Source organism: Aurantiacibacter gilvus (assembly GCF_038289935.1).
GTDB lineage: Bacteria > Pseudomonadota > Alphaproteobacteria > Sphingomonadales > Sphingomonadaceae > Alteraurantiacibacter > Alteraurantiacibacter gilvus.
The window spans coordinates 722,248-747,527 of record NZ_JBBYHV010000002.1; the positions used below are offsets into that span (position 1 = coordinate 722,248).

A 25,280-nucleotide genomic window follows, 5' to 3' on the forward strand; every position below is an offset into this window, starting at 1 on the left:
CAATATAACCTCTTTGGCACTTTTGTATTGACATCGTCACGCACTTTGGTTAGAGAACCCGAACATCGCGATAAAGCGAGTCGCCGGGAGCCACTCCCGGACGACAATTCAGGGCGGTCCCGGCGACGGGGGCGCCCTTTTGTTTTGGACATCGGGGTCGGCAGGCATGGGTACACAGGTGAAGCTGCGCGCAGTGCAGAAAGAAGGCGAAAAGCCCGATCTCGACCGGCATTGGCGCGCCTTGTTCCTCGATACGCTGGCGGAAACCTCCAACGTCAGCGAAGCGGCGCGCGTCTCCGGCGCTTCGAAAAGCCGCGCCTACAAGACCCGCAAGCTCGACCCGGAATTCCGCCGCCTGTGGAACGAGGCGCTGATGGAAGGTTACGCCCACCTCGAGATGGAGACGCTCGAACGGCTGCGGTTTGGCGTGGTCGCGGGCAAGGATGATCGCAAGTTCGACATCGCCAATGCCCTGCGCCTGCTCGCCATGCACCGCGAGACGGTAGCGCACCAGCGGGCGCTGGAAAGCGAGGAGGACGAGGAAAGCGTGCTCGAATCGCTCAACGAGAAGCTGGAAATGATGCGTCTGCGCGAGGCCGAGGTGAAACAGATGCTGCTGGAAGACGGCAGACAGGGCCACGAGCGCGATGCAGGCGACTAGCCAGCGGGAGTTCCTGCTTGGCAAGGATTGGTCGCAGCGCGGTCGCCTGCTGGCCGAGCTGAGCGAGCCCGAACGGCGCCAGTTGCAGGCCTACTGGCCCTTCTGGGCGCGCGAGAACCAGCTTCCGCCGCCCGGCGACTGGCGCACCTGGCTGATCATGGCGGGACGCGGCTTCGGCAAGACGCGCGCGGGTTCCGAATGGGTGCGGCAGCTAGCGGGGAGCGATCCCTCAGCCCGCATTGCCCTGGTAGCCAGCTCGATCCACGAGGCGCGGGCCGTGCTGGTCGAAGGCGAAAGCGGTATCCTCGCCTGCCATCGCGGCAAGGCGCGGCCCCGGTTCGAGAGCAGCACGCGGCGCCTGCTATGGCCCAACGGCGCGCAGGCCATGCTGTTTTCTGCCGGCGAGCCGGAGAGCCTGCGAGGTCCGCAACATACGCACGCCTGGTGCGATGAGATCGCCAAATGGGATAATTCCGGCAATCGTGCCATGACGACGTGGAACAATCTGCAGCTGGGCTTGCGTCTTGGTGAGCGCCCCCTCGCGCTCGCCACCACCACCCCGCGCGCGGTGCCGATCGTGCGGCAACTGGTGGAGGAAGCACGCGAATGCAGCGCCGTCGCCATCACCCGCGGCGGCACCTACGAAAACGCCGCGCACCTTTCGGCGGCCTTTGTGCGGTCGATCCGCCAGCAATTCGCCCGCACCGCGCTGGGGCGACAGGAGCTGGTCGGCGAACTGCTCGAAGATGTCGAAGGTGCCTTGTGGTCCCGCTCGCTGATCGAGCGGTGCCGCGAGGTGGCCTATGTCGGCGAACTTGCCCGCATCGTCGTGGCGGTGGCCCCGCCCGCCAGCGCCCATGGCGATACCTGCGGGATCGTCGTCTGTGCGGTGACGCCGGATGGGCAAGGCAAGGTCCTGGATGATGCATCGCTCCGCGGCTCCAGCCCCGAAGGCTGGGCGCGCGCAGTGGCGCAGGCCGCGCTGCACTGGAAGGCGGACCGCGTGGTCGCCGAGGCCAACCAGGGCGGCGACATGGTCGCCGGCGTCCTGCGCGCCGCCGACTGCCAGATGCCCTTGAAGCTGGTCCACGCCAGCCGCGGCAAGGCAGCCCGCGCCGAACCCGTGGCCGCACACTACGAAAGCGGCCGCGTCAACCACGTCGGCCAGTTTGCGCAGCTGGAGGACGAACTGTGCGGGCTGATGGTGGGCGGCGGCTACGAAGGACCGGGCCGATCGCCCGACCGCGCCGACGCGCTGGTCTGGGGGCTGACAGAGCTGATGCTGGAGAGGTGGGGAAAGCCTGCGGTACGCAGACTCTGACCGTCAGGACTGGTTGGAAATGGCCTTCTCCAGCCAGTGAATTCGCTTGCTCCAAGCCTTCGCCGATTTCGCGGACCCCGCGGCTGGCGCTGCCAAATCTTTTCGTCGCCCAGGCGCAAAAAGAACTGACCGTCAACGAGGCCTTCGCGCGGATTGATGCCCTGCTGCATTTGGCAGTGGAGGGCGAGGCGAACGACCCTCCGGCTGCTCCGACGGACGGTGAATGCTGGTTGGTGGGTGACACGCCGACTGGTGTCTGGTCTGCACAGGCAGGCATGATCGCCAGCAGACAGGCAGGCAACTGGCTGTTCACGCCGCCCGTTGAAGGCATGGTCGTGCGCGACAAGGCCGCTGGCCAGAGCGCACGCTATGGCAGCGGCTGGCAGCGCGCCGCTGCCGTTACGACGCCCACAGGTGGCTCAACCGAAGATAGCGAGGCACGCGCGGCAATCGCGCAACTGGTCGCCGCGCTGCAGATATCGGGCATTCTGGCCACGACCTAGCGGACCCAATTTGCGGATTGCGCGTTAGGGCAGCAGAGCCGACCAAACCGGAGACGTCATGTCCATTCGCACAAGCATTCTCGCAACTCTTTGCCTTGTCGCCACCAGTGGCTGCGCAACCGTCTACGAATCCGCGGCTGACGAGGTCGGCAGCGCCACCATCTTCGACAGTGCCGGTGATGAAGTGGGATCGGCACGGCTCTACTCGCTGGCCGGAGAGGTAACGATCTCGGTTTCGCTGGACGGCCTGCCTGAGGGAACACACGCCGTGCACCTGCATACCACGGGCAGCTGCACCGCCAGTGACTTCACCTCGGCTGGCGGACACCTCAACCCGGGCGGGAACCAGCATGGGACACGCAACCCCATGGGTGCGCACCTTGGCGACATGCCCAATGCCCAGGTTTCAGCCGACGGAATCGGCACAATGAGCACGATCCTGCGAGGGAACAGCGAAACGGTGCTGCCGCAGATCTTCGACCAGGACGGCACCGCAGTCGTGGTGCACGCCGGTCCCGATGACTACCGGAGCGACCCGGCAGGCGATGCCGGCAGCCGGATTGCCTGCGGGGTCATTGCCCGCAGCTAGTCGAGCCCTTCAGGGCGCGCGGCATAGGCGGTAAAGTCCTCCACACCCGCTTCGGCAAAGCCCTTCAGTCGCAAGCGGCAGCTGTCGCAAAGGCCGCATGCCAGGCCTTCGGGCGACGGATCGTAGCAAGACCAGCTCCATGCAGGGTCTAGCCCCAGCCGCCGGCACTCGCTGGCAATATCGGCCTTGGTCATGTGCTGCAGCGGCGCGTGGATGGTGAAAGGCTCGCCTTCGACGCCCTTCTTGGTGCCCAACCGGGCGGTCTCTGCAAAGCTGGCGATGAATTCCGGGCGGCAATCAGGGTAGCCCGAGTAGTCTAGCGCGTTGACCCCGATGAAGATGTCGCTGGAACCCGAGCTTTCCGCAAAGGCCGTCGTCAGCGACAGGAACAGCAGGTTGCGCGCTGGGACATAGGTGACCGGGATATCCTCGCCCACGCCGCCCTTGGGCACGGCAATGTCGTCGGTCAGCGCCGACGCGCCGAACTGGCGCAGGTCGAGCGGCAAGAGCACATGGCGCTCCACGCCCAGCTTTTCGGCAATGGCGCGCGCTGATTCCAGCTCGCGCACGTGGCGCTGGCCATAGTCGATGGTCAGGGCATGGAGGCGATAGCCCTGCTCTCGCGCAAGCGCGGCAGTGACCATCGAATCGAGCCCGCCCGAAAGCAGGACGACCGCGATTTTTCCGGATTCACTCATAGTCGCGCGCTAGGCATTTGCGCGCCTTGGGGCAAGTGTCAGCAGCTGCCCGTACGGCGGGCCTCGCCCACCAGCGAGAAAGGCGTGCCGCTGTAGGTGCCCTGGCTGCGGATCTGCACCAGCGTGCTGCCTTCCTTGCGGATCGAGGTGCGGCCGTAACCGCTACCGCGGCAGGTGTACTGAACGGTCACTTCGTTGGCGTCATCCTGCACGATGAACTGCTCGCAATTGGTCTGGCGGTGCCGCAGCTGGATCAGCTCGCGGCCCGTCCGCACACAGATGCGCAAGGTATCGTCATCGCCTCGCGCCCGGAACTCCCACGCGCCGCGAGTGAGCGTATCGAGCATGGCAAGCTCTGGCGCTTGCGCAACGGCAGGCGTCAGCGCCACCGTGGCTGCCGCCACGACGCTGCTCAAGCCCACAAATTTGCCCAAATGCTTCACTTTCATTCCACTCCAATCAGCCACCTTATAGCACAGTGAATATGAACGACCAATTGCACCTCAGCTGCGACGAATCGTTAGTCTAGAATCGGAAAGATCTTCGAACAGAACGCGCAGTCGACAAGGATGATCCCTTCTTCATTAGCCATTTCGCGGCGGTCCTCCTTGGGAAAACGCGCCAAGACATCTTCAAAGTGTGCGACGGTGCAACGGCATCCCTTTGACAAGGCCGCACCCGGCGAGATGAGCACCTTGTCTTCCTCGTGATAGAGTCGCCAGACCAGTTCTTCCAAAGACAGATCCCGGTCGACCAATTCATCATGCCGCAGGCTTTCACCAAGGACCGAGACGTGCTCCCACTCGGGATCGTCGAGCCGTACATGCAGCCGCTCGCGGCCTTCCTCGCCTTCCGGAAGGTGTTGTACGAGAAAACCGGCCGCCATGGTGCCGACCGCGCCTGACCGGATGGCCGTGCGGATCAGTGTCGGAATTTGTTCGCTTTGTGCGAAGTAGGCCTCCACCGCCACGCCCAGCGACTCGCCTTCGAGGGGCACGATCCCCTGGTACCTCTTGCCGGTCTTGGCGATGTCGAAGGTAATCGCGAGATGCGCCTTGCCGAACAGGCTCGCGAGGTCAGCATTCGCCCCGTCGGCAGGCGCTTGCTCGGGATCGTGTTCAACGTAGCCGCGTATCTCGCCGTCACGGTAATCGCAGACGAGCAGGCTGACCGCGCCACCTTCGCCCTGTGCCTGCATGGTGAGCTGGTCGCCCTCGTCTTTCAGCAACCCCCCCATCAGCGTTGTCACGACCAGCGCTTCCGCAAGGCAGTGCTTCAGGGCCGGTGGATAGTCGTGCGCGGCGAGGATATCGTCCAGCACCGGGCCAAGCCGCACAGCCCGCCCGCGCGAATTTCGCGAGGGGATGGCGAAGCCCAGCAACTCGTCCGAGAAAGTGGCAGGGGGTATGTCGGTCATGCGCGCCATATGGGGCGCATGGGCCGAATGTGAAGCGCGCTCACCCCAGCTTGCCGAAGCACCACAGCAGGATCGACTTCTGCGCGTGAATACGGTTCTCGGCTTCGTCGAAGACCACTGACTGCGGCCCTTCGAACACGCCTTCGCTTACCTCGTCGCCGACGTGGGCGGGCAGGCAGTGCAGGAATACCGCGTCGGCCTTGGCATGCGCCATCAGCGCCTCGTCGACACGGTAAGGCTCCATCGCGGCGAGCTTGTTGTGAACATGCTCCTGCCCCATCGAAACCCAGGTGTCGGTGACGATGACGTCGGCACCGCTGGCAGCGGCCTGAGCATCCTGCGTCAGCGTGACAGTGCAGCCTGCATTGCGCGCCATGTCGACGAATTCGGCTTCGGGTTCGTAGCCGGAAGGCGTCGCCACGCGGACGTTGAACTTCATCAGCGATGCCGCCTCGAGGATCGAGTGCAGCACGTTATTACCATCGCCAAACCAGGCGACTTCCAGCCCCGGCAGCGCCTTGCCATGTTCGATCACCGTCAGCAGGTCAGCCGCGATCTGGCACGGGTGCGACCGGTCGGTCAGGCCGTTGATCACCGGCACGTGGGCGTACTCCCCCATCTCCTCGATCTTGGCGTGATCGTCCGTGCGGACCATGATCGCATCGGCCATCCGGCTGAGCACACGCGCGGTGTCGGCAATCGATTCGCCGCGCCCCAGTTGCGAGGTGCCCGAATCGAGGATAATCGCCGAGCCGCCGAGCTGGCGCATGGCGATATCGAAACTGACGCGGGTGCGCGTCGAACTCTTCTCGAACACCATGGCCAGCACGTGGCCTGCCAGCGGCGCATCGGCATCGGGCTTGCCCTTGGGCCAGCCCTTGCGCGCCGCCTTGCGGTCGATCGCATCGTTGATCATCGCCGCGACAGCATCCCCGCCCGCGTCGGACAGGTCGAGCAGGTTCCGCACCACCGGCGCGAGGTCGAGGGGCCTGTCCCCGCTCATGACGCGTCTTCCGGCGTGTAGCTGGCGGCACCGGCAGACAGCTTCTCGAAGAACTCGTCCATCTCGGCGTCGTCGATCACCAGCGGCGGCAACACGCGCAGCGTCTGGTCGCCCGCAGCCACGGTCAGCAACTGATGGTTGTCGCGCAGGTGCACCATGAAGGGCCGCGGTTCGGCCTTCATCTTGATTCCCAGCATCAGGCCCATGCCGCGCACACCTTCGAACAGCTCGGGGTAGTTGCCGATGAACTGTTCCAGCCGGGTGCGCAGGCGTTCGCCCTTGGCGCGGACTTCCGCCAGGAATTCGTCGTTCGCCACGGCATCCATCACCGCCATGCCGGCAGCCATGGCCAGCGGGTTGCCGCCGTAGGTGGAGCCGTGGGTGCCGATCACCATGCCGCGCGCGGCCTTTTCGGTGGCAAGGCAGGCGCCCAAGGGGAAGCCGCCGCCGATGCCCTTGGCCGTCGCCACCACGTCCGGCACGATCCCGTACTGCTCGTAGGCATAGAACGTGCCGGTACGGGCAACGCCGCACTGCACCTCATCCAGCGCCAGCAGCAGGTCGTGCTCGTCACACAGATCACGCAGGCCCTGCATGAATTCTTGCGAGGCAGGACGGATGCCGCCCTCGCCTTGCACCGGCTCGACTAGGAAGCCCGCCGTGTTCGGACCCATGGCTGCCTTGGCCCCTTCGAGATCGTCGAAATCGACGTACTTGAAGCCTGCCAGCATGGGGTAGAACCCCTTGTGCATCTTCTCTTGGTTGGAGGCAGAGATCGTCGCCATCGTCCGCCCGTGGAAGGCATTCTTGAAGGTGATGATCTCGTACTTGTCGTCGTTACCGACATGCTGGTGATAGGCACGTACTGTCTTGATCGCGCACTCCACCGCCTCGGCGCCCGAGTTGGTGAAGAACACCGTGTCGGCAAAGGTCTTGTCGACCAGCCGCTGCGCCAGTTCTTCGCCCTGCGGGCTGCCATAGAGGTTGGAAACGTGCATCAGCTTTGCGGCCTGGCGCTGGATCGCGCCGATCAGGCCTTCGTGCGAATGGCCGAGCAGGTTGACGGCAATGCCGGATGCAAAGTCGAGATAACGCGTGCCGTCCTCGTCGATCAGGTGGCAGTGATCGCCCTCAACGGGCCGCACGCCGCACCGGGGGTAGACGGGCATCAGGGGAGTAATCGACATTGTGAGAAATCCTAGGAAAGCAAGAAAAGCAAAAAGCGGCCACCCGGACCGCCAATACGCTCTCGTCTAGGAGGGTGTCGGCGGCCGGTCAAACATACTCGGCCGCCGCAACCTTGGCTGGTCGCCCCGTGAGATAACCCTTCGGGTTAGCCCTGCACGGGGACCAGGTTGACAGCCGAGTACTTGCCTCGTCGGTCGACTTCGAGGTCGAACTCGAAACGGTCGCCCTCGTTGATGCCCTGAATGCCCGAACGCTCGACAGCGCTGATATGGACAAAGGCGTCTTCCTTGCCGTCATCGCGGGTGATGAAGCCGAAGCCCTTCATGGTGTTGAAGAACTTGACCGTACCCACGGCCTTCTCGCCGGTCAGCTCGCGCTGCGGCGCCTTTGCGGGGGCAGCGATCACGTCGCCCACCACCTGCAGGTCCGCCGCAGAGACCTTCCCGCCGCGATCGACGAGGTTGAACTGCAGTTCCTGGCCTTCGGCGAGGCCTTCGAGGCCAGCACGTTCGACCTGGCTGATGTGCACGAATACGTCTTCGCCGCCTTCATCACGCTGGATGAAACCGAAACCCTTCTGGGCGTTGAAGAACTTTACCTTGCCCTGGCCAGTGCCTACGACCTGCGCGGGCATGCCGCCGCGGTCTCCGCCGCCGCCGCCACCGCGCGGTCCACCACCGCTGAAGCCGCCGCCGCGATTACCGCCGCTGAAGCCACCGCCACGATTGCCGCCGCCGAAGCCGCCACCGCCGCCACGATCGTCGTTGAAGCGGCCACCGCCGCCACCGCCGCCGCCAAAGCGGTCTTCACCGCCATCGCGCCAGCCGCCGGATGCTGGAGGGGGGCCATCCATGAAGGGATCGAAGCCTTCTTCCCCAATATTGTCACGCTTGTCGCGGCCCTTTCCGCGACGCCCTCGATCATAACCCATGTATTCGAAAAACCTTCAATCCCGCCCTCTTCTAACGGCCAACGATGCGGGCGAAGTGCCCGTCGGCCGGAAACGGAGGACCTGCCCCGCCGCTTCAATCACTCTCTTTTATAGCGAAGAAAGCGGCGCGACGCGAATGATTTAAGACTACGGCCGGATGATGGCGACAAGCGTTGCATCTTGGCAATTGTGCCCTTGTCCTCTCTGCGCGGCTCCAGCATGGGTTACGGTGCCCCACCCGAAGCGCCAGAGGATGCTGCCATGACCGATTTCCGACGCCTGTCCGACACTGTCTGGGCCAGCCCCCAGATCACCCTGGAAGAGGTTGCGCAAGCCAGGGCCGACGGCTTCACCGCGATCATCAACAACCGGCCGGACGGCGAGGAAGCAGGTCAGCCGACCAGTGACGAGATCGCGGCCGCAGCGCAGGAGCAGGGCCTTGGTTACCGGTATATACCTGTAACCGGCGGCGGAATGACGCCGGACAAGATCGCTGAGACCGTCGCGGCGCTGGAGGAGGCCGATGGCCCGACGCTGGCCTATTGCCGCAGCGGCACGCGCTCCACTTTCCTCTGGGCGCTGGCGGAAGCCAGTCGGGGCGCGCAGCCGCAGGACCTGGTCACGGCTGCTGCTGCCGCCGGTTACGACATCAGCGCGATCGCCCCGGCGCTGGAGGGTCTTTCGAGCAAGGCACGGCCCTGACGGCATGGACAGCGAACTCCTCCAGTTGGGCGGTTCGCTTGTTGCAGTCCTCCTTCTCGTGGGACTGACCTGGTTGCTGGGTTTTCGCCAGCAAGCCCGACTCGAGTCGCCCGAAGAAGCGGCTGAACTGATTCGGCTGGCCCCGGGCGGGTTCGAACCGGTCGCAGTAGCACTGGATGCCAAGGGGCGGGCAGCCATCGCCCGGGACCGGCAAGGTCGCCTGCTGGTCCTCGTCCCACACGGCAATCATTTCGTAGCACGGCCGCTTCCCGAAGACTGTCGCCCCGCGAATCAGGACGGCACGCTGCACATCTCGTGCGAAGGTCGCCCATTGACGCTCGCGCTGGGCCCTGCAGCCGGGGACTGGACCACTGCTGACAGCGCTGTTAATTAACCGCCATGCCCTTCGATCCGGTCGCCTATGCCATTCCCGTATTCGTTGCGCTGATCGTGGGCGAATTGCTCTGGGTGCGCGCGCGCGGGCAACCCCAGCGCTACGAGTGGCAAGATACCGGCATTTCGCTGGCCTTCGGGATCGGCAGCACGGTGGCGGGCGCGATCACCGGCGGTCTGACGGTGGCCATGCTGGTGTGGATCCATCAGCAAGGCCCCCTGTCGATTGGCTGGGCCTGGTGGGCCTGGCCGCTGTGCTTCGTGCTCGACGACCTGGCCTACTACTGGTTCCACCGCATGGCGCACCGCGTGCGCTGGTTCTGGGCGAGCCATGTCAACCACCATTCCAGCCAGCACTACAACCTCTCCACCGCGCTTCGGCAAACCTGGACCGGGTTTATCGCGGTTTCCTTCGTGTTTCGCTGGCCGCTCGCCGCCCTGGGCTTCGAGCCAGGCATGATCGCGGTCTGCGCGGGCTTCAACCTGATCTACCAGTTCTGGATCCACACCGAAGCGATCGACCGGATGCCGCGCTGGTTCGAGGCGGTTATGAACACGCCATCACATCACCGCGTGCACCACGCCGTCAACGCGCGTTACCTCGACCGCAACTATGCGGGCGTGTTCATTGTCTGGGACAAACTGTTCGGCACCTTCACGCCCGAAGACCACGAGGATCGCATCCACTACGGGATCGTGCGCCAGCTGGGCAGCTTCAACCTGCTCTATGCCGTGTTCCACGAGTGGATCGGCATTGCCCGCGACGTGTGGCAGGCGCCCTGGAGGCACAAATTCTCGTATATCTGGCGCGAGCCGGGCTGGAGCCACGACGGCAGCCGCGAAACCTCCGACATGATCCGTGAACGCTGGAGCCGGCGCGAAACCGGCGACAGCTAGGAAGACTGCCTCAGAGGGCCAGCTCTCCGGTCTCTCCGGTGCGGATGCGCGTGGCTCCGCCCACGTCGAGCACGAAGATCTTGCCGTCACCGATCGTGCCGGTGTTGGCTGCCTCGCGCACGGTCTCCACAATTTTGGGCGCCATCTCGTCGCTGGCGACGATTTCCAGCCGCACCTTGGGCAGCATGTTCACGGCATATTCGGCGCCACGATAGATTTCGGTCTGGCCCTTCTGCCGCCCGAAGCCCTTGGCCTCGCAGGCAGTCATGCCGGCAACACCGATCCCTGCCAGCGCCTCGCGCACGGCTTCCAGCTTGAACGGCTTGATCACTGCGACGACCATTTTCATGGATCTATTCCCCTGAAGTTCGTGACCCGGATGTTACCGGAACCATGTAGCCGCCTTGGGGGGGCCACTGGCAACAAAAAAATGGGCCAAAAAAGGGGCCGGAGCTTTGCGGCTCCGGCCCGTTCAAGGTGTACGTTCGCAGGAGGAACGAGTGTTGGCGGGGTCAGGGGGAGAGGAGGAGAGATCCTGACCCCGCCAATTCGGTAAGGGGTTACGCCTGGTTGGCGAGACCCGGATAGGCTTCGACACCGATCTCGTGGATGTCGAGACCTGCAGTCTCGATCTCCGCCGAAGGACGCAGGCCGATGGTGTACTTGAGAGCGAGCCAGATGACTGCCGAGGCTGCCGAGACCCACACTGCGGTCAGCAGGACACCGACCAGCTGGCCCGAGAAGGTTGCATCACCGGTCCAGGCGACAACCAGCGTGCCCCAGATACCTGCGAACAGGTGAACCGGGATGGCGCCGACCACGTCGTCGATCTTCAGCTTGTCGAGCAGCGGAACCGTGAAGACCACGATGGCGCCACCAATCATGCCGATCAGGATCGACTGGCCAACGGTCGGAGCCAGCGGCTCTGCGGTGATCGACACGAGGCCGGCCAGCGCACCGTTCATGGCCATGGTAACGTCGGCCTTCTTGTAGCGGATCTGCGTGAGGATGATCGCGATCACCACGCCGCCACAGGCAGCCATGTTGGTGTTGACGAAGATCTTCGACACGTCGGACACGTCACCAACGGTGCCCATCGCCAGCTGCGATGCGCCGTTGAAGCCGAACCAGCCGAGCCACAGGATGAAGGTACCCAGGGTAGCGAGCGGAATGTTGGTACCCGGGAAGACGTTGACCTTGCCGTCGGTGTAGCGACCGATACGGGCGCCGAGGATGATGGCACCGATCAGGGCAGCCCAGCCACCGGTCGAGTGGACCAGCGTCGAACCAGCGAAGTCGGAGAAGCCCCACTGGCTGTCGAGGTAGCCGCCACCCCACTCCCAGCTCACCACGACCGGATAGATAAGGCCGGTCAGCACGGTGACGAAGATGAAGAAGGGAACGATCTTGATGCGTTCTGCCAGCGTGCCCGAAACGATCGAGGCCGTGGTGGCGCAGAAGACCATCTGGAAGAACCAGTCCGAAGCCACCGAGTAACCGGTGTCGATGTCAGCTTCGCCAACACCCTGCATCGAGTAGATCCCGCTGAAGCCGCCGATCAGGCCCATCGAATCCTCGGCGAAACCGGGATAGGCGATGTTGTAGCCGACGACCCAGAACATCAGGCCGGCAATCGAATAGAGGCCGATGTTCTTGAGACACTGCGTCGAGGTGTTCTTGGCGCGGACAAGGCCGGCTTCGAGCATGGCGAAGCCAGCGGCCATCCACATGACCAGGAAGCCGCCGATCAGGAACAGCAGCGTGTTGAAGATATAGGCCGTGCCGCCACCGACGGCGTCGGCTGCGGGCTCGGCGACTTCAGCAACCGCTTCGGCGACTTCGGCCACGGGGGCCTCGGCCACTGCGGCGAAGGCCGGGCTGGATGCGAGCAGCGCCGTCAGACCGACAGCGCCCAGTTTCCAAATAGCAGATTTCATTGTTCTAGGCCCCCTGATCACAGCGCGGTTTCGTCGGTTTCGCCGGTGCGGATCCGCGTGGTCGACTCGAGGTCGAGCACGAAAATCTTGCCGTCGCCGATGCTCTGCGTGCTGGCGGTTGTCTGGATGGTCTCGACGACCTTGGGCATCAGCTCGGCGCTCACAGCGATTTCGAGCTTCACCTTGGGAAGCATGTTCACGGAGTACTCGGCACCGCGATAGATTTCGGTCTGGCCCTTCTGGCGACCAAAGCCCTTCACTTCCGACACGGTCATGCCGGCGACGCCGATCCCTGCGAGTGCTTCACGCACTTCGTCGAGTTTGAATGGTTTGATAATGGCGATGACGAATTTCATCATTGACCCCTGTGGCTCACCGAGTTGCTCCCGGCCATGGACGAGGAATGCAACGAGCGTGCCAAACGCAACTAAGCGCCGGTTTTCGGGGTCTTCGGGCAATTCTGGGTCGTGCGATCTTGCTGCAGCGCACAAATAAAAGGCAGCGTGCCTAAGATTCGTGCAGCACCAGTGTCGCGAATACGGGCAGGTGGTCCGATGCCAGGCGCGCCGCGCGGCTGGCATGGACATCGGCCTTCTCGAGTTGCCAGTGCGGCGTGTGCATGATCCGGTCGAGTTCGAGCATGGGGCGGCGCGCGGGGAAGCTGCGGCCCGGCTCCACCATGTGCCAATGCGCCGCCAGTCCGCGCTCGCCGCCGATCGGGCGAATCCACTCGTTGCAATCACCCAGCATCACAGCGGGCAAGCCCGGTGCCCGGCTGGCATTGCAAACATGAGCGAATTGCCGCTTGCGTCGCAGGCCGGTCAGGTCGAGGTGCATGCCGGTGACGCAGATTTCCTGGCGGGCATGGCGCAGGGTGGCGCGAATGGCCCCGCGCGGTTCGACCTGCGGCAGGCGGTGGGCATCGACATCGACAATCTCCAGCCCCTTTCGCACCAGCAGGGCATTGCCATGCCAGCCGAGGCTGGCGGGCTTGGTGGGATGGCTGGCCACCTGCCATCCGGCCTGTTCGAGGTCCCCCCGGTCCAGCACGGCGCGGCGGGCACCAAGGCGCAGGTCCACCTCCTGCAGAGCGACGACGTCCGCTTCGATCTCCGCGATGACTTCGAGGATGCGATCGGGATCGCGCCTGCCATCGGCGCCGACGCCCTTGTGGATGTTGTAGCTGGCGAAAGTCAGCCGCATCAGTCGCCGTCGGTTGGCCGTTCGGGCGGCATGGTCCCGGCGATATAACGGTCGGTCGGGCGCGTTGGCAGGCCGTCGATGGATTCGCGGCGGCGTTTGACCTTTCCGGCCCACTCCTGCGGATCGGCATTGGCATGCGCCTTGGCCAGCGTCAGCCGCTCGCGCTCGTACTGCATGAACGGCACGCCCCAGCCGCAGCTGGTCTGCACGCTTTCCACCGCGATATCGAAGATCTGCCGGGTGCCGGGCAGCAGGGTGAAGTGCTGCGCCAGATCGTCCCAGCCGCGTTCCCACGGCAGGACCGGCTGGCCGCGCCCGTAGATGCGCAGGATTAGCGCGGGCTGCTGGAAATTGCAGAACATCAGCGTGATCCGCCCGCCTTGCGGATGGTCGTCGGCCAGCAGGTGGGCATTTGTCTCGTTGCCCGACCCGCCAAGGTCGAGATAGGCAACCCGCGTGGGCGAGAGAACGCGGAAGGCGTCATAGCCCTTGGGGCTCAGGTTGACCCGCGCATCGGGCGCGGCGGTGGCGACGAAGAAGACCGGCTGGGCCTCCACCATCGCAATATGCTTGTCGCTCAGAGAGTCGAAGAAATCGGCCATGGCAGGCTACCTACACCCATTCGTCATCCCGGCGGAAGCCGGGATCGTTCACCGATTCGCGAGCGGTCCCGGAGCAAGTCCGGGACGACGAAGCCAGGCTTACCGCTCCTTGGTGGCGGAGAAGGTCAGCTCGGGGTTCTTTTCCTGCTGGTAGCCCACGTCCCAGGCGCTCTTGGCCATGAACACCATGTCCCCGTCGCGGTCGAGCGCGAGGTTGCCCTGGTTGAACTTCTCGAAGTCCCTCAGCGCCGCATCGGACCCTTTCAGCCAGCGTGCCGTGGCGAAGGGAGAGGCTTCCAGCGCCGCCTCCACCTTGTATTCCGCGCTCAAGCGCGAGACGAGCACGTCCAGCTGCAGCTGGCCGACCACGCCAACGATGCTGGAGCCGCCGATCACCGGGTAGAAGACCTGGATCACGCCCTCTTCGGAAAGGTCGTCCAGCGCCTTGCGCAGCTGCTTGGTCTTGGTCGGATCCTTCAACTGCACGCGGCGCAGGATTTCCGGCGCGAAATTGGGCAGGCCGGTGAAGCGGACCTGGTTCTTCTCCGACAGGGTATCGCCCACGCGCAGGGTGCCGTGGTTGGGAATGCCGATGATGTCGCCCGCCTCGGCGGTGTCGGCGATCTCGCGGTCCTGCGCGAAGAACAGGATCGGCGAGTGCACCGCGATCGGCTTGCCGAGGCCGCTGGGCGTCAGCTTCATGCCGCGTTTGAAGGTGCCCGACACCTGCCGCATGAAGGCGATGCGGTCGCGGTGGTTGGGGTCCATGTTGGCCTGCACCTTGAAGATAAAGCCGGTGACCTCGTCGAGTTCGGGGCTGATTGTCTCCTCGCCCGCAGGCTGCGGACGCGGCGGTGGGGCGTAGCGGGCGATGGCGTCGATCAGTTCCTCGACGCCGAAGTTCTTCAGCGCGGAGCCGAAATAGACCGGCGTCAGGTCGCCATTGCGATAGGCCTCGAGGTCGAATTCGGGATAGCCCGCCTGGGCCAGCTGGTATTCTTCCTCGTACTGCTCGGGGATCGCGGCATCCTTCTCGCGCTTGCCGAGGTATTCCTTGGACGGGCCTTCGGGCCGCGCGACCTCGCCGGTGCGGAAGTCGAGCAGGCCTTCGAACAGGCCGCCCATGCCGATGGGCCACATCTGCGGGCTGACGTCGAGCGCGAGCTTGTCCGCCACCTCGTCGAGCGTCTCGAATGCGTCGCGGCCTTCGCGGTCGACCTTGTTGACGAAGGTGATGATCGGCACCGAGCGCAGGCGGCAGACCTCGAACAGCTTCAGCGTCTGCGGCTCGATGCCCTTGGCCGCGTCGATCACCATGATGGCGGAATCGACCGCCGTCAGCGTGCGGTAGGTGTCTTCGGAGAAGTCCTCGTGCCCCGGCGTGTCGAGCAGGTTGAAGGTGATGGTTTCACCCTCGAACTGTTTCTCGAAGGTCATGACCGAGCTGGTGACCGAGATGCCGCGCTGCTGCTCGATCTTCATCCAGTCGGAACGTGCCCGCCGCGCCTCGCCGCGCGCCTTCACCTGCCCCGCCGCATGGATAGCGCCGCCTTGCAGCAGCAGCTTCTCGGTCAGCGTGGTCTTACCCGCGTCAGGGTGCGAGATGATCGCGAAGGTACGGCGATTGGACATGCGTGATCAGCCGCGCAGCTCTGCGCCGAGCTTGGCGGCGGCAGCAACAACAGCGCCCGAGATCGCCTTCAGGTCTTCGTCCTTGTACGACTTCTCGCCCGGCTGCAGCGTCACCTCGATGGCGAGCGACTTCTTGCCTTCGGGCACGCCCTGTCCGGCGAACACGTCGAACACGCGGGCATCGACGATGTTGGCCTTGTCGGCACCCTTCACGGCACGCAACAGGTCGCCTGCCGGAAGTTCGGCGGGGACGAGGAAGGCGAAGTCACGCTCGACCGACTGCAGCGCAGGCGGCGCGAAGTGCGGCTTCTCGAAACCACCCTTGCCCTTCTTCGCCGGGATGGCGTCGAGGTAGATTTCCACCGCGACCACCGGGCCGTCGATGTCGAAAGCGTCGAGCGTCGCCGGGTGCAGCGCGCCGAAGCGGGCGAGCACGTTCTTGGGTCCAAGGCGCAGGGTGGCGGACTGGCCGGGATGGAACTGGCTACCCGCCTCGCCCATGACCATCAGCTTGTCGACCGGCGCACCGGCTTCGGCGAGCAGGGCCTCGGCTTCCGCCTTGGCGTCGAAGGCGTCGAACCTGGCGGCCTTGCCCGTTGCCCAGCCGCGCGCGACCTTTTCGCCCGCCAGCAGCACGGCCAGCGTCGGGTGTTCGTCGCTGCTGCCATCCTTGGCGCGCAGGTAGCGGCGACCAATCTCGAACAGGCGCGAGCCTGCCGCACCGAGGTCGGCATTGCGCTTGGCAGCGCTCAGCAGGCCCGGGATGAGCGAGGGGCGCATGGCCTTCATGTCCTCGCTGATCGGGTTGTCGAGCAGCCACAGCGGCTCGCCATCGGCGAAGTGCTCGGCCTCTGCCGTCGGCAGGAAGGACCAGGTCACGGCCTCGTTCAACCCGCGCGCGGCAGCCCCGCGGCGCAGGCGGCGTTCGAGAGCCTGCATGGGCGTGGCGGTCGGGCGCGCGACACCGTCAGTGCGCGGCAGGGCAACGCTGGCGACATTCTCGAGGCCGAAAATGCGCACGACTTCCTCGACGAGGTCAGCCGGGCCTTCGATATCGTGCCGGCGCGGCGGGCAGGTAACCTGCCAGTCCGCAGCGACACCGAATTCGAGGTTCTCGAGGATGCGCTTCTGTTCGGCTTCGGGCACGTCCACGCCGCCGAGGCTGGCGGTGAGTGCGGGATCGAACTGCACGACCTTGGGCTCGACCGGCGGGCTTCCAGCCTTGACCATTTCGGAGGCTTCGCCGCCGCAGATGCGCTGGATCAGGCTGGTGAGTCCGTCGAGGCCCTCTTCCAGCCACGCCGGATCGACGCCGCGCTCGAAGCGCGTACGGGCATCGGTGGCAAGGCCCAGCTTGCGGCCGGTGACGCCGATGGAATCGGGATCGAAATAGGCGATCTCGAGCAGCACGTCGGTGGTGCCGTCCTGCACGGCCGAATGCTCACCGCCCATGATGCCCGCAATGTCGTGGACGCCCTTGTCGTCGGCAATCACGGTCATGGTGCTGTCGAGCGTGTAGGTCTTGCCGTTGAGCGCCTCGACCTGCTCGCCGTCCCTGGCGCGGCGGGCGACCACGGGGCCGCTTAGCTTGGCAAGGTCATAGACGTGCGCCGGACGCCCGAAGGCCAGCATCATGTAGTTGGTGATGTCCACCAGCGCCGAAATGGGGCGCTGGCCGGCAGCGATCAGGCGGCGCTGCATCCAGTCGGGCGAAGCGCCGTTGGTGACACCCTTGATCACGCGGCCATAGAAGGCCGGGCAGCCCTCGGCATCGTCAGTTCGGATTTCGACCGGGCAAGCGAACTTGGCCTCGATGTCGTGCTCGCGCAGCGGGGTGAGCTTGCCCATGCCGGCAGCCGCGAGGTCACGCGCGATGCCGTAGACGCCCATGCAGTCGGGCCGGTCGGGCGTGATCGCCACGTCGAACACCGGCGAGGCGGCATTGTATTCGGCAAAGCTGGTGCCGACCGGCGCGTCCGCGGGAAGCTCGATGATGCCTTCGTGGTCATCGCCCAGCTCCAGTTCGCGCACCGAGCACATCATGCCGTTCGATTCGACGCCGCGAATCTCCGACTTGCGCAGCTTCATGCCGTTGGCAGGCACGATCGCCCCGGCAGTGCCAAGCACGCCCTTCATGCCCGCACGCGCGTTCGGCGCGCCGCAGACCACGGTCAGCGGATCGCCTTCACCCGTGCTGACGGTGAGCACCTGCAGCTTGTCGGCATCGGGATGCGGCCTGGCAGTCAACACCTCGGCCACGGTGAAGCCTTCCAGCTTCTCGGCCGGGTCTTCCACGCCTTCCACCTCGAGGCCAATGGCATTCAGCTTGGCGGAAATCTCCGCCACGCTCGCCTCGGTGTCGAGGAAGTACTTCAGCCATTCGAGCGAGAACTTCATGCTTTCGCTCCTACGCCTGCGGAAAGGGTCGGCTGGTCGAGATGGCTGAAGCCATAGTGGCCCAGCCAGCGCGTATCGCCGTCGAAGAAGGCGCGCAGGTCGTCCATGCCGTACTTCAGCATGGCCAGCCGGTCGACGCCGACGCCGAAGGCAAAGCCCTGCCATGCATCGGGGTCGAGCCCGGCGAACTCGATCACCCGGCGGTTGACCATGCCGCTGCCGAGCAGCTCCATCCAGCCGTGGCCGGGTTCGTCGCCCGATCCGCCAAGCACGCGCTTGCCATCAACCAAGGCGAAGCCGACGTCGACCTCCACAGAAGGTTCGGTGAAGGGGAAATAGCTGGGCCGCAGTCGCAGGACGATGTCCTCGGTCTCGAAGAAGGCCTTGAGGAAGGTCTCCAGCGTCCACTTGAGGTGGCCGAGGTGGATGTCCTTGTCGATCACCAGACCTTCGACCTGGTGGAACATGGGCGTGTGCGTGGCGTCGCTGTCCGAACGGTAGACGCGGCCCGGCGCGATGATCCGCACCGGCGCGCCTTCCGCCATCATCGAGCGGATCTGCACGGGGCTGGTGTGCGTCCGCAGCAGCATCTTGCCGCCCTTGGGCGCGGTGTCCGGGAAATAGAAGGTGTCGTGCATGGCCCGCGCCGGGTGGCTTTCGGGCATGTTGAGCGCGGTGAAGTTGTACCAGTCGTCCTCGATCTCCGGCCCGGTGGCGACGGCGAATCCGAGGTCGGCGAAGATTTCCGCCAGCTCGTCCATCACCTGGCTCACCGGGTGCACGCTGCCCTTGGGCGCGGCGGGCGCCGGCAGGGTGAGGTCGAGAACTTCGGTGGCGAGGCGCGCTTCGAGGTCGGCGGCGTCGAGCTCGGCCTTCTTGGCGGTGATCGCATCGGCAACCTGTGCACGCATGGCCTGGATCGCCGGACCCTGTACCTGCCGCTCTTCCGGCGTCATCTTGCCGAGCGTCTTGAGCAGGGCGGAAATCCAGCCCTGCTTGCCCAGCGCCTCGATCCGGATTGCTTCGACAGCCTCGGCGTCGGCGGCATCAGCCAGCCGCGCGAGCGTGTCGGCAACCTTCGCTTCGTTTTCACTACGGTTTTCTGTCGTCATGGGGCCACGCTCTTAACGGGACAAAAAGAAAGCGCCACCCTTGCGGATGGCGCTTCCTGAATTTCTAGGCATCGACCAATCAGGCGGGAAGCGCTTCCTTCGCCTGCTTGATGATGCTGGTAAAGGCCGCGGCCTCGTTCATGGCGAGGTCTGCCATCACCTTCCGGTCCAGCTCGATGCCGGCGAGCTTAACGCCGTGCATGAACTGCGAGTAGGTGAGGCCTTCGGCGCGGACGGCTGCGTTGATGCGCTGGATCCACAGGGCGCGGAAGTTGCGCTTCTTAACCTTGCGGTCGCGGTAGGCGTACTGGCCGGCCTTCTCGACGGCCTGGCGGGCGACGCGGATCGTATTCTTGCGACGGCCGCGGTAACCCTTGGCCTGTTCGAGGATCCGCTTGTGCTTCTGGCGGGTGGTCACACCACGTTTAATGCGAGGCATATCTTAGTCTCCTTGAACCCGGCTCAATCGAGGCCGTAGGGCGCCCACTTCTTCACGGCAGAATGGTCGGCCTTGGCCAGGACCTTGGTGCCGCGCTGCTGGCGGATATACTTGGCATTATGGCTGATCAGGCGGTGGCGCTTACCAGCGACACCATGCTTGACCTTGCCGGTGGCAGTGAGCTTGAAGCGCTTTTTGACGCCGCTCTTGGTCTTCAGCTTGGGCATTTTCATCTCCTAGACAGAGACACGTCCGAACCAGCCCTGGCAGCCCTAACGGCCAGACCGGCAGTGAATCACGTGTCAGTGAAGGGCGCGCATCTACGCAATTGTGCGCGAAATGCAACCCGTATCTGGCGAGCGGCCTAGTCGCCCGGCGTGATCACGGTCTCTTCGACGAGCGTGAACGGCGTAGGCAACATGCCCGACGCGAGGATGATGGCGAGTTCGTTCGCACTCTCTTCGGTGAAGCCGCCAGCCACCTGCAGGCTGCCGCTAAGAATTGGCTCGTGAATAATGGGCGCCATCAGGATCTCGTCGTCGAAGACGACTGCCATCTGCCGGCCGACATTCTCTGTCGTAAGGCGAGCCAGCTGTTCCTGTCCACGTTGATCGAAACTGATGTGGAGCACGGGCTGGCCTGAGTTTTCGTCAATTGCCGGACGCGCGCTTACGACTAGGCCGCCACTGATCCCGCCAAGCCTGCGCACGGCCATTGAGCCGCCATGGAGGTCGTCTGCCATCGGCAGGATCTCGCTCCCGGGAGGGGCAATCCCCTCGATGACGTCCATGGGCAGGGCGTCGGGGTCGACCATGCGGAAGTCGAGTTCTCCCGTCGGCCCGATCAAGGCTGCAAGGGCCGAGCCTTCTACCGATCCGGACGTTTCGAGTACGATCCTGCCGTCACCCTCGTAGGTGATCGAATGGAAATTGCTTCCCACACGGCGACGGATGACTTCCATGCTTTCCGCCAGAAGGTCGTCGACGCTGTTTTCGTCGCCTGCACTTTGCGCGATCTCGTCGAGATCAGCCTGGATAACAAAGCGCTTGGTAGGCTCCTGCGCCGGAGCCGCGGCCAGATCGCAAGCGGCGAGGCCGAGGCTGGCCGCGGCGACCAGCAGCAGGGCGGCAAGGCGGGTGCGGATGAGGTCGAACACGGCCTTGGCCTCAGTCCAGCGCGCAACCAGACATGCCGTCCGTCATGCCCCAGTCGGCCAGCTGCCGGTCGATCCGCGCGGCCGCATCGGCGGTGGCCTGCGGGTGATACTGGAAGGTGCCGCCGTTCCATTCGACCGGTTCGACTAGCCCCTGCGCGTCAAAGCCGTGGTGCGCTACGGGATAGACCTCGACCGCGATGGGCGAGCCTTCGGCCCGCGCGACAAAAGCCTCGAGGTCGGTGAGCGTCGTGGTGTCATCTGCCTCGCCCTGCAGGACGAGAACGGGGACGCTGGCGGCATAGTCCTGCGGCTGGAAAGCAACGAGCGGGTAGAAGGCAATCGCGCCGACAAGACCGGGCGTCTGCACCCGGCCGCCAGCGGCCAGGTTGAGCGTGCCTTCGCCGCCGAAGGACCAGCCCATCACCACCCCGGGGCAGCGCAGGTCCATCCGGCCTTCGCTGCGGGCAATGGCCAGGCCCTCTGCCGCAAAGCGCGCCAGCATGTCTCCTGGAACCTCGCCTTCCGGCGCCGGGCGCTGCGCCAACGCCACGTGGTCGATCATCAGCACGTCGATGCCGCGTTCATTCAGCCAGCGCGCCCAGCGGTAATAATGGTCGGTATCGTGGAAGACCGCGAGGCCGCCGCCGCCCGGTATGATTACCGCCCAGGGGCGCGGCGCGTCATCGTCGGCGGCAGGCTGCCAGTGGAACGGGCTGTCGCCCTCTTGCGCCGATGCGCCAGCCGAAGTCGTCATTGCTGCCACTCCCATCACCAATGCGGCCAGCCACAGTCTCGCCCGATTCACGCCAACACCTCGACCACATCCTCCAGCCGCGCGGGATCACCCAGCGCCAGCACCGTTCCGTCGGAGCCGGCATGCAGCGGTTCACCCGACCAGTCGCTCATCACCCCGCCCGCGCCTTCGACCACCGGCACCAGCGCGGCATAGTCGTGCAGCTTGAGGCCCGCCTCGGCGACGATATCGAGATGCCCGCTGGCCAGCGCGGCATAGTTATAACAGTCACCGCCCATCACCATGCGCTTGTGATCGGTCTGCCCGGCCAGCGCCATGAACTTGTCGCCCTGCTCGACCGAGAAGTAGTGCGGGCCGGTGGTGGCGATGGTGGCCATGTCGAGCTTGGGGCAAGGACGCGTCTTCACCGGCTGGCCATTGAAGGTGGTACCCTGTCCGGCAATGCCCAACCAGCGCTCGCCAAGGATGGGCTGGTCGATCACGCCGAGCACGGGAAAGCCCTCCACCACCAGCGCGATCAGCGTGCCGAAGATCGGGCGACCGGCGAGGAAGGCCGTGGTGCCGTCGATCGGATCGAGCACCCACTGGCGGCCCGAGACGCCCAGCTTCTCGTCGAACTCCTCGCCAATGATGCCGTCGCCGGAGAACTCCGCCTCGATCAGCTTGCGCATGGCCTCTTCGGCGTTGCGGTCGGCAATGGTGACGGGCGTGGCGTCGTCCTTGGCTTCGCCATCCATTTCCGTGCGGAACAGCGGCCTTATCTCCGCGCGCGCGGCTTCGGCCAGCCGGTGGGCCAGCGCTATCTCGGCATCAAGCTTCACTCATCCACCTCGACGCGGATCGGGTCGGCGAGGTCGTGTACGCGCACCACGATCCCGCGCACACCGTCAGGGCCAGCGCGCGGCGTATGCACCTGCCGCGCGGGGATCACCACGCTTTCACCCGGCATCAGGGTGCGCGATTCGTGACCGACCATGTCGAGCACGGCGCTGCCTTCGATCACGTAGAGGTATTCCTCCCACGGATGGTAATGCGTCGCGCCCACGGCACCTGCAGGCAGGCGCAGGTCGTCGACCACCAGCCGGTGGCCGGGCGCAGCGCCAGGCTCGGTGTTGAAGACATTGTTGGAGCCGAAGTCCGGCACCCAGCGCGTTTCGGCTGGCGGGGCCTGCGTGGTCGCACAGCCCGCCACTGCCAGAGCAAGGAGGGCAAGGGCCGCGCGCATCAGTCGAACAGGCTCGAAACGCTGGACTCGTCGGCGATGCGGCGGATCGCCTCGCCCAGCAGCGGGGCGATGGTGAGCACGCGGATGCGGTCCGAATCCTTGGCGGCGTCGGTCGGCTGGATGGTGTCGGTGATCACCAGCTCGGTCAGCGCCGACTTGTCGACCCGTGCCACCGCGCCGCCCGAGAGCACGCCGTGGGTGATATAGGCCGCCACGCTCTTCGCGCCCTGGTCCAGCAAGGCCTGCGCGGCGTTGCACAGAGTGCCGCCCGAATCTACGATATCGTCGATCAGCACGCAGCAGCGGCCCTGCACGTCGCCGATGATGTTCATGACTTCGCTCTCGCCCGGACGATCGCGGCGCTTGTCGACGATGGCCAGCGGGGCGTTGTCGAGCCGCTTGGCCAGCGCGCGGGCGCGCACCACGCCGCCGACGTCAGGCGAAACGACCATCAGGTCCTTCTCGCCGTAGCGGGCCTGGATGTCGGCCGCCATCGTGGGCGCGGCATAGAGGTTGTCGGTGGGGATATCGAAGAAGCCCTGGATCTGCCCGGCGTGCAGGTCCACCGCCAGCACGCGGTCAGCTCCCGCCTGGGTGATGATGTTGGCCACCAGCTTGGCCGAGATCGGCGTGCGCGGGCCGGGCTTCCGGTCCTGCCGGGCATAGCCGAAATAGGGGATTACCGCCGTGATGCGCTTGGCCGAGGCGCGCTTGAGCGCGTCGATGCCGATCAGCAGTTCCATCAGGTTGTCGTTGGCGGGGAAGCTGGTCGACTGGCAGATGAACACGTCCTCGCCGCGCACGTTCTCGTGGATCTCGATGAAGACCTCTTCGTCGGCGAAACGGCGCACGCTGGCGTCGGTAAGCGGGACTTCGAGATAGGCGGCAATAGCGCGGGCCAGCGGCAGGTTGGAATTGCCGGACATGATTTTCATGGAAGCGCGAATCCCTCTTAGCGGCTGGTGGCACCGCCCTAGCCCAGCGTCATGCAATTGCAACAGAGGTGGGGGCGTGTTTCCCCGTTCGGCACGACGAACTGGACCGTCGAATTCAGCAAACTCTATGCGCGGTGCTTTGCCAGAGAACTTCCGAACTGTTCCGCGATTGATTCAGCAGAAGGAAACCGCAACCTGCGCAAGATCCACTCTTCAGCCTGCACTGAAGATGCGTGTTCACTCAAAGTGAGAAGCTCGTCTTGAGAAGCTTTTCCGCTCAAAGCCGCGATGTAGAAGCGGCAGAAACAATCAACATAGTGGTGATTTGCATCTTTCTCGACTGGCAAAGCGGCAACGCACTCCGCAAATCGCTCCCGCGACTCCGCCAACCGGTCTTCCAAGAGCAACAAGATCGCGTCGTTGGCTAGGATGATGGGCAATTGATTGCAGCCTGTGGCCAATGCTCGATCCATCCAATTCCGAGCTGCCGCGAGCTTGCCACGGTCGAATTGGTATCCCGCAATCAGGAAGAGGAAGAAACCAGCTATCGTTCGCAGCGCCTGCATCCAGCCAAATCAATCCAGCCGGTGTTCGCCCTGCACCCAGCGGACCGTACCGCTGCTGGCGCGCATCACAACGCTTTCGGTGGTCATGATCGTCTTGCCGTTGCGGCGCAGGCGCTTCACGCCGTCGAGCAGGGAGCCCGAGGTCACACCCGTCGCGGCGAAGATGCAGTCGCCTTTCGCAAGGTCGTGCAGCTTGTAGATGCGGTCGAGGTCCTCGATGCCCCACTTGGCCGCACGGCGGCGTTCGTCGTCGTTGCGGAACAGCAGGCGGCCGTTGAATTGCCCGCCGACGCAGCGCAGGGCGGCGGCAGCCAGCACGCCCTCGGGCGCGCCGCCGGACCCCATGTACATGTCGATGGTGGTGTCTTCGTCAGTCGTCGCGATCACGCCCGCCACGTCGCCGTCACCGATCAGCACGACGCCGCAGCCGATACCGCGCAGCTCGGCAATCAGTTCTGCATGGCGCGGCCGGTCGAGCACGCAGACGATGATCTCGGACGGTTTCACGCCCTTGGCCGCAGCCACGGCCTCGACATTTTCCGTGACACTCTTTTCCAGGCTGATCACGTCTTCGGGATAGCCCGGGCCGACCGCGATCTTGTCCATGTAGACGTCGGGCGCGTTGAGCAGGCAGCCTTCCTCGGCGGCCGCCAGCACGGCCAGCGCGTTGGGGCCGGCCTTGGCGGTGATGGTCGTGCCTTCCAGCGGGTCCAGCGCGATATCGATCTTCGGACCCTTGCCCGGCGCACCGCCAACCTTCTCACCGATATAGAGCATGGGCGCTTCGTCGCGTTCGCCTTCGCCGATCACCACGGTGCCGTCCATATATAGGGTGTCGAAGGACTTGCGCATGGCTTCGACGGCAGCGGCGTCTGCGGCCTTTTCGTCCCCGCGTCCGATCAGCTCGGAGGCGGCGATGGCGGCGGCTTCGGTCACGCGGACCATCTCCAGCACCAGTACGCGATCGAGCACGCTCTCGTGTTTGTCGGCAGAGTTCATTGGCAATTCATGCTCCCGGC

General features: G+C 64.9%; 30 protein-coding genes. 7 read left to right on the top strand and 23 right to left on the bottom strand.

What is annotated here, in order from left to right:
• The first annotated feature begins 166 nt into the window (after positions 1-166).
• The 4 genes from AAEO60_RS13405 to AAEO60_RS13420 are packed head-to-tail and all read left to right on the top strand — an operon-like array spanning position 167 to position 3,074.
• Positions 167-661 (top strand): hypothetical protein, encoded by a 495-nt coding sequence (locus tag AAEO60_RS13405; RefSeq protein ID WP_341674215.1) that lies wholly within the window; start codon positions 167-169, stop codon positions 659-661.
• Complete coding sequence (locus AAEO60_RS13410; protein ID WP_341674216.1) at positions 648-1,982, top strand: DNA-packaging protein; 1,335 nt, start codon at positions 648-650, stop codon at positions 1,980-1,982. Before AAEO60_RS13405 ends, AAEO60_RS13410 begins: the two co-directional genes overlap by 14 nt.
• Positions 1,952-2,485 (top strand): DUF2793 domain-containing protein, encoded by a 534-nt coding sequence (locus tag AAEO60_RS13415; RefSeq protein ID WP_341674217.1) that lies wholly within the window; start codon positions 1,952-1,954, stop codon positions 2,483-2,485. Before AAEO60_RS13410 ends, AAEO60_RS13415 begins: the two co-directional genes overlap by 31 nt.
• A 58-nt stretch (positions 2,486-2,543) precedes the next feature.
• The gene (locus tag AAEO60_RS13420; RefSeq protein WP_341674218.1) at positions 2,544-3,074 is read left to right on the top strand and encodes a superoxide dismutase family protein; all 531 of its coding nucleotides are present in this window, start codon (positions 2,544-2,546) and stop codon (positions 3,072-3,074) included.
• On the opposite strand, the gene queC is transcribed toward AAEO60_RS13420, so the two are convergent.
• The 6 genes from queC to AAEO60_RS13450 form a co-directional block, all read right to left on the bottom strand.
• On the bottom strand, positions 3,071-3,772 hold the full coding sequence (gene queC / locus AAEO60_RS13425) for a 7-cyano-7-deazaguanine synthase QueC (protein ID WP_341674219.1): 702 nt from the start codon (positions 3,770-3,772) through the stop codon (positions 3,071-3,073). The genes AAEO60_RS13420 and queC overlap by 4 nt on opposite strands.
• A gap of 38 nt (positions 3,773-3,810) precedes the next feature.
• Positions 3,811-4,194, bottom strand: coding sequence for a DUF3617 family protein (locus AAEO60_RS13430; protein ID WP_341674694.1), 384 nt, complete (start codon positions 4,192-4,194; stop codon positions 3,811-3,813).
• Between the two features lie 98 nt (positions 4,195-4,292).
• Positions 4,293-5,189: an Hsp33 family molecular chaperone HslO gene (gene hslO, locus AAEO60_RS13435; protein ID WP_341674220.1), complete on the bottom strand. Its 897-nt coding sequence runs from the start codon at positions 5,187-5,189 to the stop codon at positions 4,293-4,295.
• 40 nt (positions 5,190-5,229) lie between these two features.
• The gene (argF, locus tag AAEO60_RS13440) at positions 5,230-6,192 is read right to left on the bottom strand and encodes an ornithine carbamoyltransferase (RefSeq protein WP_341674221.1); all 963 of its coding nucleotides are present in this window, start codon (positions 6,190-6,192) and stop codon (positions 5,230-5,232) included.
• Entirely contained in the window at positions 6,189-7,379 is a 1,191-nt protein-coding gene (locus tag AAEO60_RS13445; RefSeq protein ID WP_341674222.1) for an aspartate aminotransferase family protein, read from the bottom strand. Before AAEO60_RS13445 ends, argF begins: the two co-directional genes overlap by 4 nt.
• A gap of 146 nt (positions 7,380-7,525) precedes the next feature.
• The gene (locus AAEO60_RS13450; protein ID WP_341674223.1) at positions 7,526-8,311 is read right to left on the bottom strand and encodes a cold-shock protein; all 786 of its coding nucleotides are present in this window, start codon (positions 8,309-8,311) and stop codon (positions 7,526-7,528) included.
• 261 nt (positions 8,312-8,572) lie between these two features.
• Between AAEO60_RS13450 and AAEO60_RS13455 the strand changes: the two genes are divergently transcribed.
• The 3 genes from AAEO60_RS13455 to AAEO60_RS13465 are packed head-to-tail and all read left to right on the top strand — an operon-like array spanning position 8,573 to position 10,303.
• Positions 8,573-9,013 carry a protein tyrosine phosphatase family protein gene (locus AAEO60_RS13455; protein ID WP_341674224.1) on the top strand — a complete coding sequence of 147 codons (441 nt, stop codon included), beginning with the start codon at positions 8,573-8,575 and terminating at the stop codon, positions 9,011-9,013.
• A gap of 4 nt (positions 9,014-9,017) precedes the next feature.
• Positions 9,018-9,407, top strand: a complete 390-nt coding sequence (locus AAEO60_RS13460; RefSeq protein WP_341674225.1) for a hypothetical protein — start codon at positions 9,018-9,020, stop codon at positions 9,405-9,407.
• A gap of 5 nt (positions 9,408-9,412) precedes the next feature.
• Positions 9,413-10,303 (top strand): sterol desaturase family protein, encoded by an 891-nt coding sequence (locus AAEO60_RS13465; protein ID WP_341674226.1) that lies wholly within the window; start codon positions 9,413-9,415, stop codon positions 10,301-10,303.
• A gap of 10 nt (positions 10,304-10,313) precedes the next feature.
• Here AAEO60_RS13465 and AAEO60_RS13470 read toward each other — a convergent pair whose 3' ends face one another.
• The 17 genes from AAEO60_RS13470 to glpX all read right to left on the bottom strand — a co-directional run bounded on the left by AAEO60_RS13470 (position 10,314) and on the right by glpX (position 25,260).
• A complete protein-coding gene (locus AAEO60_RS13470) occupies positions 10,314-10,652 on the bottom strand; it encodes a P-II family nitrogen regulator (protein ID WP_341674227.1) in 339 nt (112 codons plus the stop codon).
• Between the two features lie 211 nt (positions 10,653-10,863).
• Positions 10,864-12,240 carry an ammonium transporter family protein gene (locus AAEO60_RS13475; RefSeq protein WP_341674228.1) on the bottom strand — a complete coding sequence of 459 codons (1,377 nt, stop codon included), beginning with the start codon at positions 12,238-12,240 and terminating at the stop codon, positions 10,864-10,866.
• A 17-nt stretch (positions 12,241-12,257) separates the two neighbouring features.
• Entirely contained in the window at positions 12,258-12,596 is a 339-nt protein-coding gene (locus AAEO60_RS13480) for a P-II family nitrogen regulator (RefSeq protein WP_341674695.1), read from the bottom strand.
• A 151-nt stretch (positions 12,597-12,747) separates the two neighbouring features.
• The gene (locus AAEO60_RS13485) at positions 12,748-13,443 is read right to left on the bottom strand and encodes an endonuclease/exonuclease/phosphatase family protein (protein WP_341674229.1); all 696 of its coding nucleotides are present in this window, start codon (positions 13,441-13,443) and stop codon (positions 12,748-12,750) included.
• Positions 13,443-14,045 (bottom strand): pyridoxamine 5'-phosphate oxidase family protein, encoded by a 603-nt coding sequence (locus AAEO60_RS13490; RefSeq protein WP_341674230.1) that lies wholly within the window; start codon positions 14,043-14,045, stop codon positions 13,443-13,445. Before AAEO60_RS13490 ends, AAEO60_RS13485 begins: the two co-directional genes overlap by 1 nt.
• A gap of 99 nt (positions 14,046-14,144) precedes the next feature.
• On the bottom strand, positions 14,145-15,677 hold the full coding sequence (locus tag AAEO60_RS13495; RefSeq protein ID WP_341674231.1) for a peptide chain release factor 3: 1,533 nt from the start codon (positions 15,675-15,677) through the stop codon (positions 14,145-14,147).
• Between the two features lie 6 nt (positions 15,678-15,683).
• A complete protein-coding gene (gene pheT / locus AAEO60_RS13500) occupies positions 15,684-18,074 on the bottom strand; it encodes a phenylalanine--tRNA ligase subunit beta (RefSeq protein WP_341674232.1) in 2,391 nt (796 codons plus the stop codon).
• Complete coding sequence (pheS, locus tag AAEO60_RS13505) at positions 18,071-19,186, bottom strand: phenylalanine--tRNA ligase subunit alpha (protein WP_341674233.1); 1,116 nt, start codon at positions 19,184-19,186, stop codon at positions 18,071-18,073. The genes pheT and pheS overlap by 4 nt, the downstream gene beginning before the upstream one ends.
• A gap of 79 nt (positions 19,187-19,265) precedes the next feature.
• Positions 19,266-19,625: a 50S ribosomal protein L20 gene (gene rplT / locus AAEO60_RS13510; RefSeq protein ID WP_341674234.1), complete on the bottom strand. Its 360-nt coding sequence runs from the start codon at positions 19,623-19,625 to the stop codon at positions 19,266-19,268.
• Between the two features lie 23 nt (positions 19,626-19,648).
• Positions 19,649-19,852: a 50S ribosomal protein L35 gene (rpmI, locus tag AAEO60_RS13515; RefSeq protein ID WP_341674235.1), complete on the bottom strand. Its 204-nt coding sequence runs from the start codon at positions 19,850-19,852 to the stop codon at positions 19,649-19,651.
• A 137-nt stretch (positions 19,853-19,989) separates the two neighbouring features.
• Entirely contained in the window at positions 19,990-20,781 is a 792-nt protein-coding gene (locus tag AAEO60_RS13520) for a preprotein translocase subunit SecD (protein ID WP_341674236.1), read from the bottom strand.
• A gap of 10 nt (positions 20,782-20,791) precedes the next feature.
• Positions 20,792-21,535 (bottom strand): dienelactone hydrolase family protein, encoded by a 744-nt coding sequence (locus AAEO60_RS13525; protein ID WP_341674237.1) that lies wholly within the window; start codon positions 21,533-21,535, stop codon positions 20,792-20,794.
• A gap of 47 nt (positions 21,536-21,582) precedes the next feature.
• A complete protein-coding gene (locus AAEO60_RS13530) occupies positions 21,583-22,356 on the bottom strand; it encodes an inositol monophosphatase family protein (protein ID WP_341674238.1) in 774 nt (257 codons plus the stop codon).
• A complete protein-coding gene (locus AAEO60_RS13535; protein WP_341674239.1) occupies positions 22,353-22,760 on the bottom strand; it encodes a cupin domain-containing protein in 408 nt (135 codons plus the stop codon). The genes AAEO60_RS13530 and AAEO60_RS13535 overlap by 4 nt, the downstream gene beginning before the upstream one ends.
• Complete coding sequence (locus tag AAEO60_RS13540; protein WP_341674240.1) at positions 22,760-23,695, bottom strand: ribose-phosphate pyrophosphokinase; 936 nt, start codon at positions 23,693-23,695, stop codon at positions 22,760-22,762. Before AAEO60_RS13540 ends, AAEO60_RS13535 begins: the two co-directional genes overlap by 1 nt.
• A 125-nt stretch (positions 23,696-23,820) precedes the next feature.
• Positions 23,821-24,261, bottom strand: coding sequence for a hypothetical protein (locus AAEO60_RS13545; RefSeq protein ID WP_341674241.1), 441 nt, complete (start codon positions 24,259-24,261; stop codon positions 23,821-23,823).
• 9 nt (positions 24,262-24,270) lie between these two features.
• Positions 24,271-25,260, bottom strand: a complete 990-nt coding sequence (glpX, locus tag AAEO60_RS13550; RefSeq protein ID WP_341674242.1) for a class II fructose-bisphosphatase — start codon at positions 25,258-25,260, stop codon at positions 24,271-24,273.
• Between the last annotated feature and the right edge of the window lie 20 nt (positions 25,261-25,280).

Coding starts and splice junctions, on each gene's coding strand:
- AAEO60_RS13405 (WP_341674215.1), top strand. CDS start 167: ATGGGTACACAGGTGAAGCTGCGCGCAGTGCAGAAAGAAGGCGAAAAG.
- AAEO60_RS13410 (WP_341674216.1), top strand. CDS start 648: ATGCAGGCGACTAGCCAGCGGGAGTTCCTGCTTGGCAAGGATTGGTCG.
- AAEO60_RS13420 (WP_341674218.1), top strand. CDS start 2,544: ATGTCCATTCGCACAAGCATTCTCGCAACTCTTTGCCTTGTCGCCACC.
- queC (WP_341674219.1), bottom strand. CDS start 3,772: ATGAGTGAATCCGGAAAAATCGCGGTCGTCCTGCTTTCGGGCGGGCTC.
- hslO (WP_341674220.1), bottom strand. CDS start 5,189: ATGACCGACATACCCCCTGCCACTTTCTCGGACGAGTTGCTGGGCTTC.
- argF (WP_341674221.1), bottom strand. CDS start 6,192: ATGAGCGGGGACAGGCCCCTCGACCTCGCGCCGGTGGTGCGGAACCTG.
- AAEO60_RS13445 (WP_341674222.1), bottom strand. CDS start 7,379: ATGTCGATTACTCCCCTGATGCCCGTCTACCCCCGGTGCGGCGTGCGG.
- AAEO60_RS13450 (WP_341674223.1), bottom strand. CDS start 8,311: ATGGGTTATGATCGAGGGCGTCGCGGAAAGGGCCGCGACAAGCGTGAC.
- AAEO60_RS13455 (WP_341674224.1), top strand. CDS start 8,573: ATGACCGATTTCCGACGCCTGTCCGACACTGTCTGGGCCAGCCCCCAG.
- AAEO60_RS13460 (WP_341674225.1), top strand. CDS start 9,018: ATGGACAGCGAACTCCTCCAGTTGGGCGGTTCGCTTGTTGCAGTCCTC.
- AAEO60_RS13465 (WP_341674226.1), top strand. CDS start 9,413: ATGCCCTTCGATCCGGTCGCCTATGCCATTCCCGTATTCGTTGCGCTG.
- AAEO60_RS13470 (WP_341674227.1), bottom strand. CDS start 10,652: ATGAAAATGGTCGTCGCAGTGATCAAGCCGTTCAAGCTGGAAGCCGTG.
- AAEO60_RS13475 (WP_341674228.1), bottom strand. CDS start 12,240: ATGAAATCTGCTATTTGGAAACTGGGCGCTGTCGGTCTGACGGCGCTG.
- AAEO60_RS13480 (WP_341674695.1), bottom strand. CDS start 12,596: ATGAAATTCGTCATCGCCATTATCAAACCATTCAAACTCGACGAAGTG.
- AAEO60_RS13485 (WP_341674229.1), bottom strand. CDS start 13,443: ATGCGGCTGACTTTCGCCAGCTACAACATCCACAAGGGCGTCGGCGCC.
- AAEO60_RS13490 (WP_341674230.1), bottom strand. CDS start 14,045: ATGGCCGATTTCTTCGACTCTCTGAGCGACAAGCATATTGCGATGGTG.
- AAEO60_RS13495 (WP_341674231.1), bottom strand. CDS start 15,677: ATGTCCAATCGCCGTACCTTCGCGATCATCTCGCACCCTGACGCGGGT.
- pheT (WP_341674232.1), bottom strand. CDS start 18,074: ATGAAGTTCTCGCTCGAATGGCTGAAGTACTTCCTCGACACCGAGGCG.
- pheS (WP_341674233.1), bottom strand. CDS start 19,186: ATGACGACAGAAAACCGTAGTGAAAACGAAGCGAAGGTTGCCGACACG.
- rplT (WP_341674234.1), bottom strand. CDS start 19,625: ATGCCTCGCATTAAACGTGGTGTGACCACCCGCCAGAAGCACAAGCGG.
- rpmI (WP_341674235.1), bottom strand. CDS start 19,852: ATGCCCAAGCTGAAGACCAAGAGCGGCGTCAAAAAGCGCTTCAAGCTC.
- AAEO60_RS13525 (WP_341674237.1), bottom strand. CDS start 21,535: ATGACGACTTCGGCTGGCGCATCGGCGCAAGAGGGCGACAGCCCGTTC.
- AAEO60_RS13535 (WP_341674239.1), bottom strand. CDS start 22,760: ATGCGCGCGGCCCTTGCCCTCCTTGCTCTGGCAGTGGCGGGCTGTGCG.
- AAEO60_RS13540 (WP_341674240.1), bottom strand. CDS start 23,695: ATGAAAATCATGTCCGGCAATTCCAACCTGCCGCTGGCCCGCGCTATT.
- AAEO60_RS13545 (WP_341674241.1), bottom strand. CDS start 24,261: ATGCAGGCGCTGCGAACGATAGCTGGTTTCTTCCTCTTCCTGATTGCG.
- glpX (WP_341674242.1), bottom strand. CDS start 25,260: ATGAACTCTGCCGACAAACACGAGAGCGTGCTCGATCGCGTACTGGTG.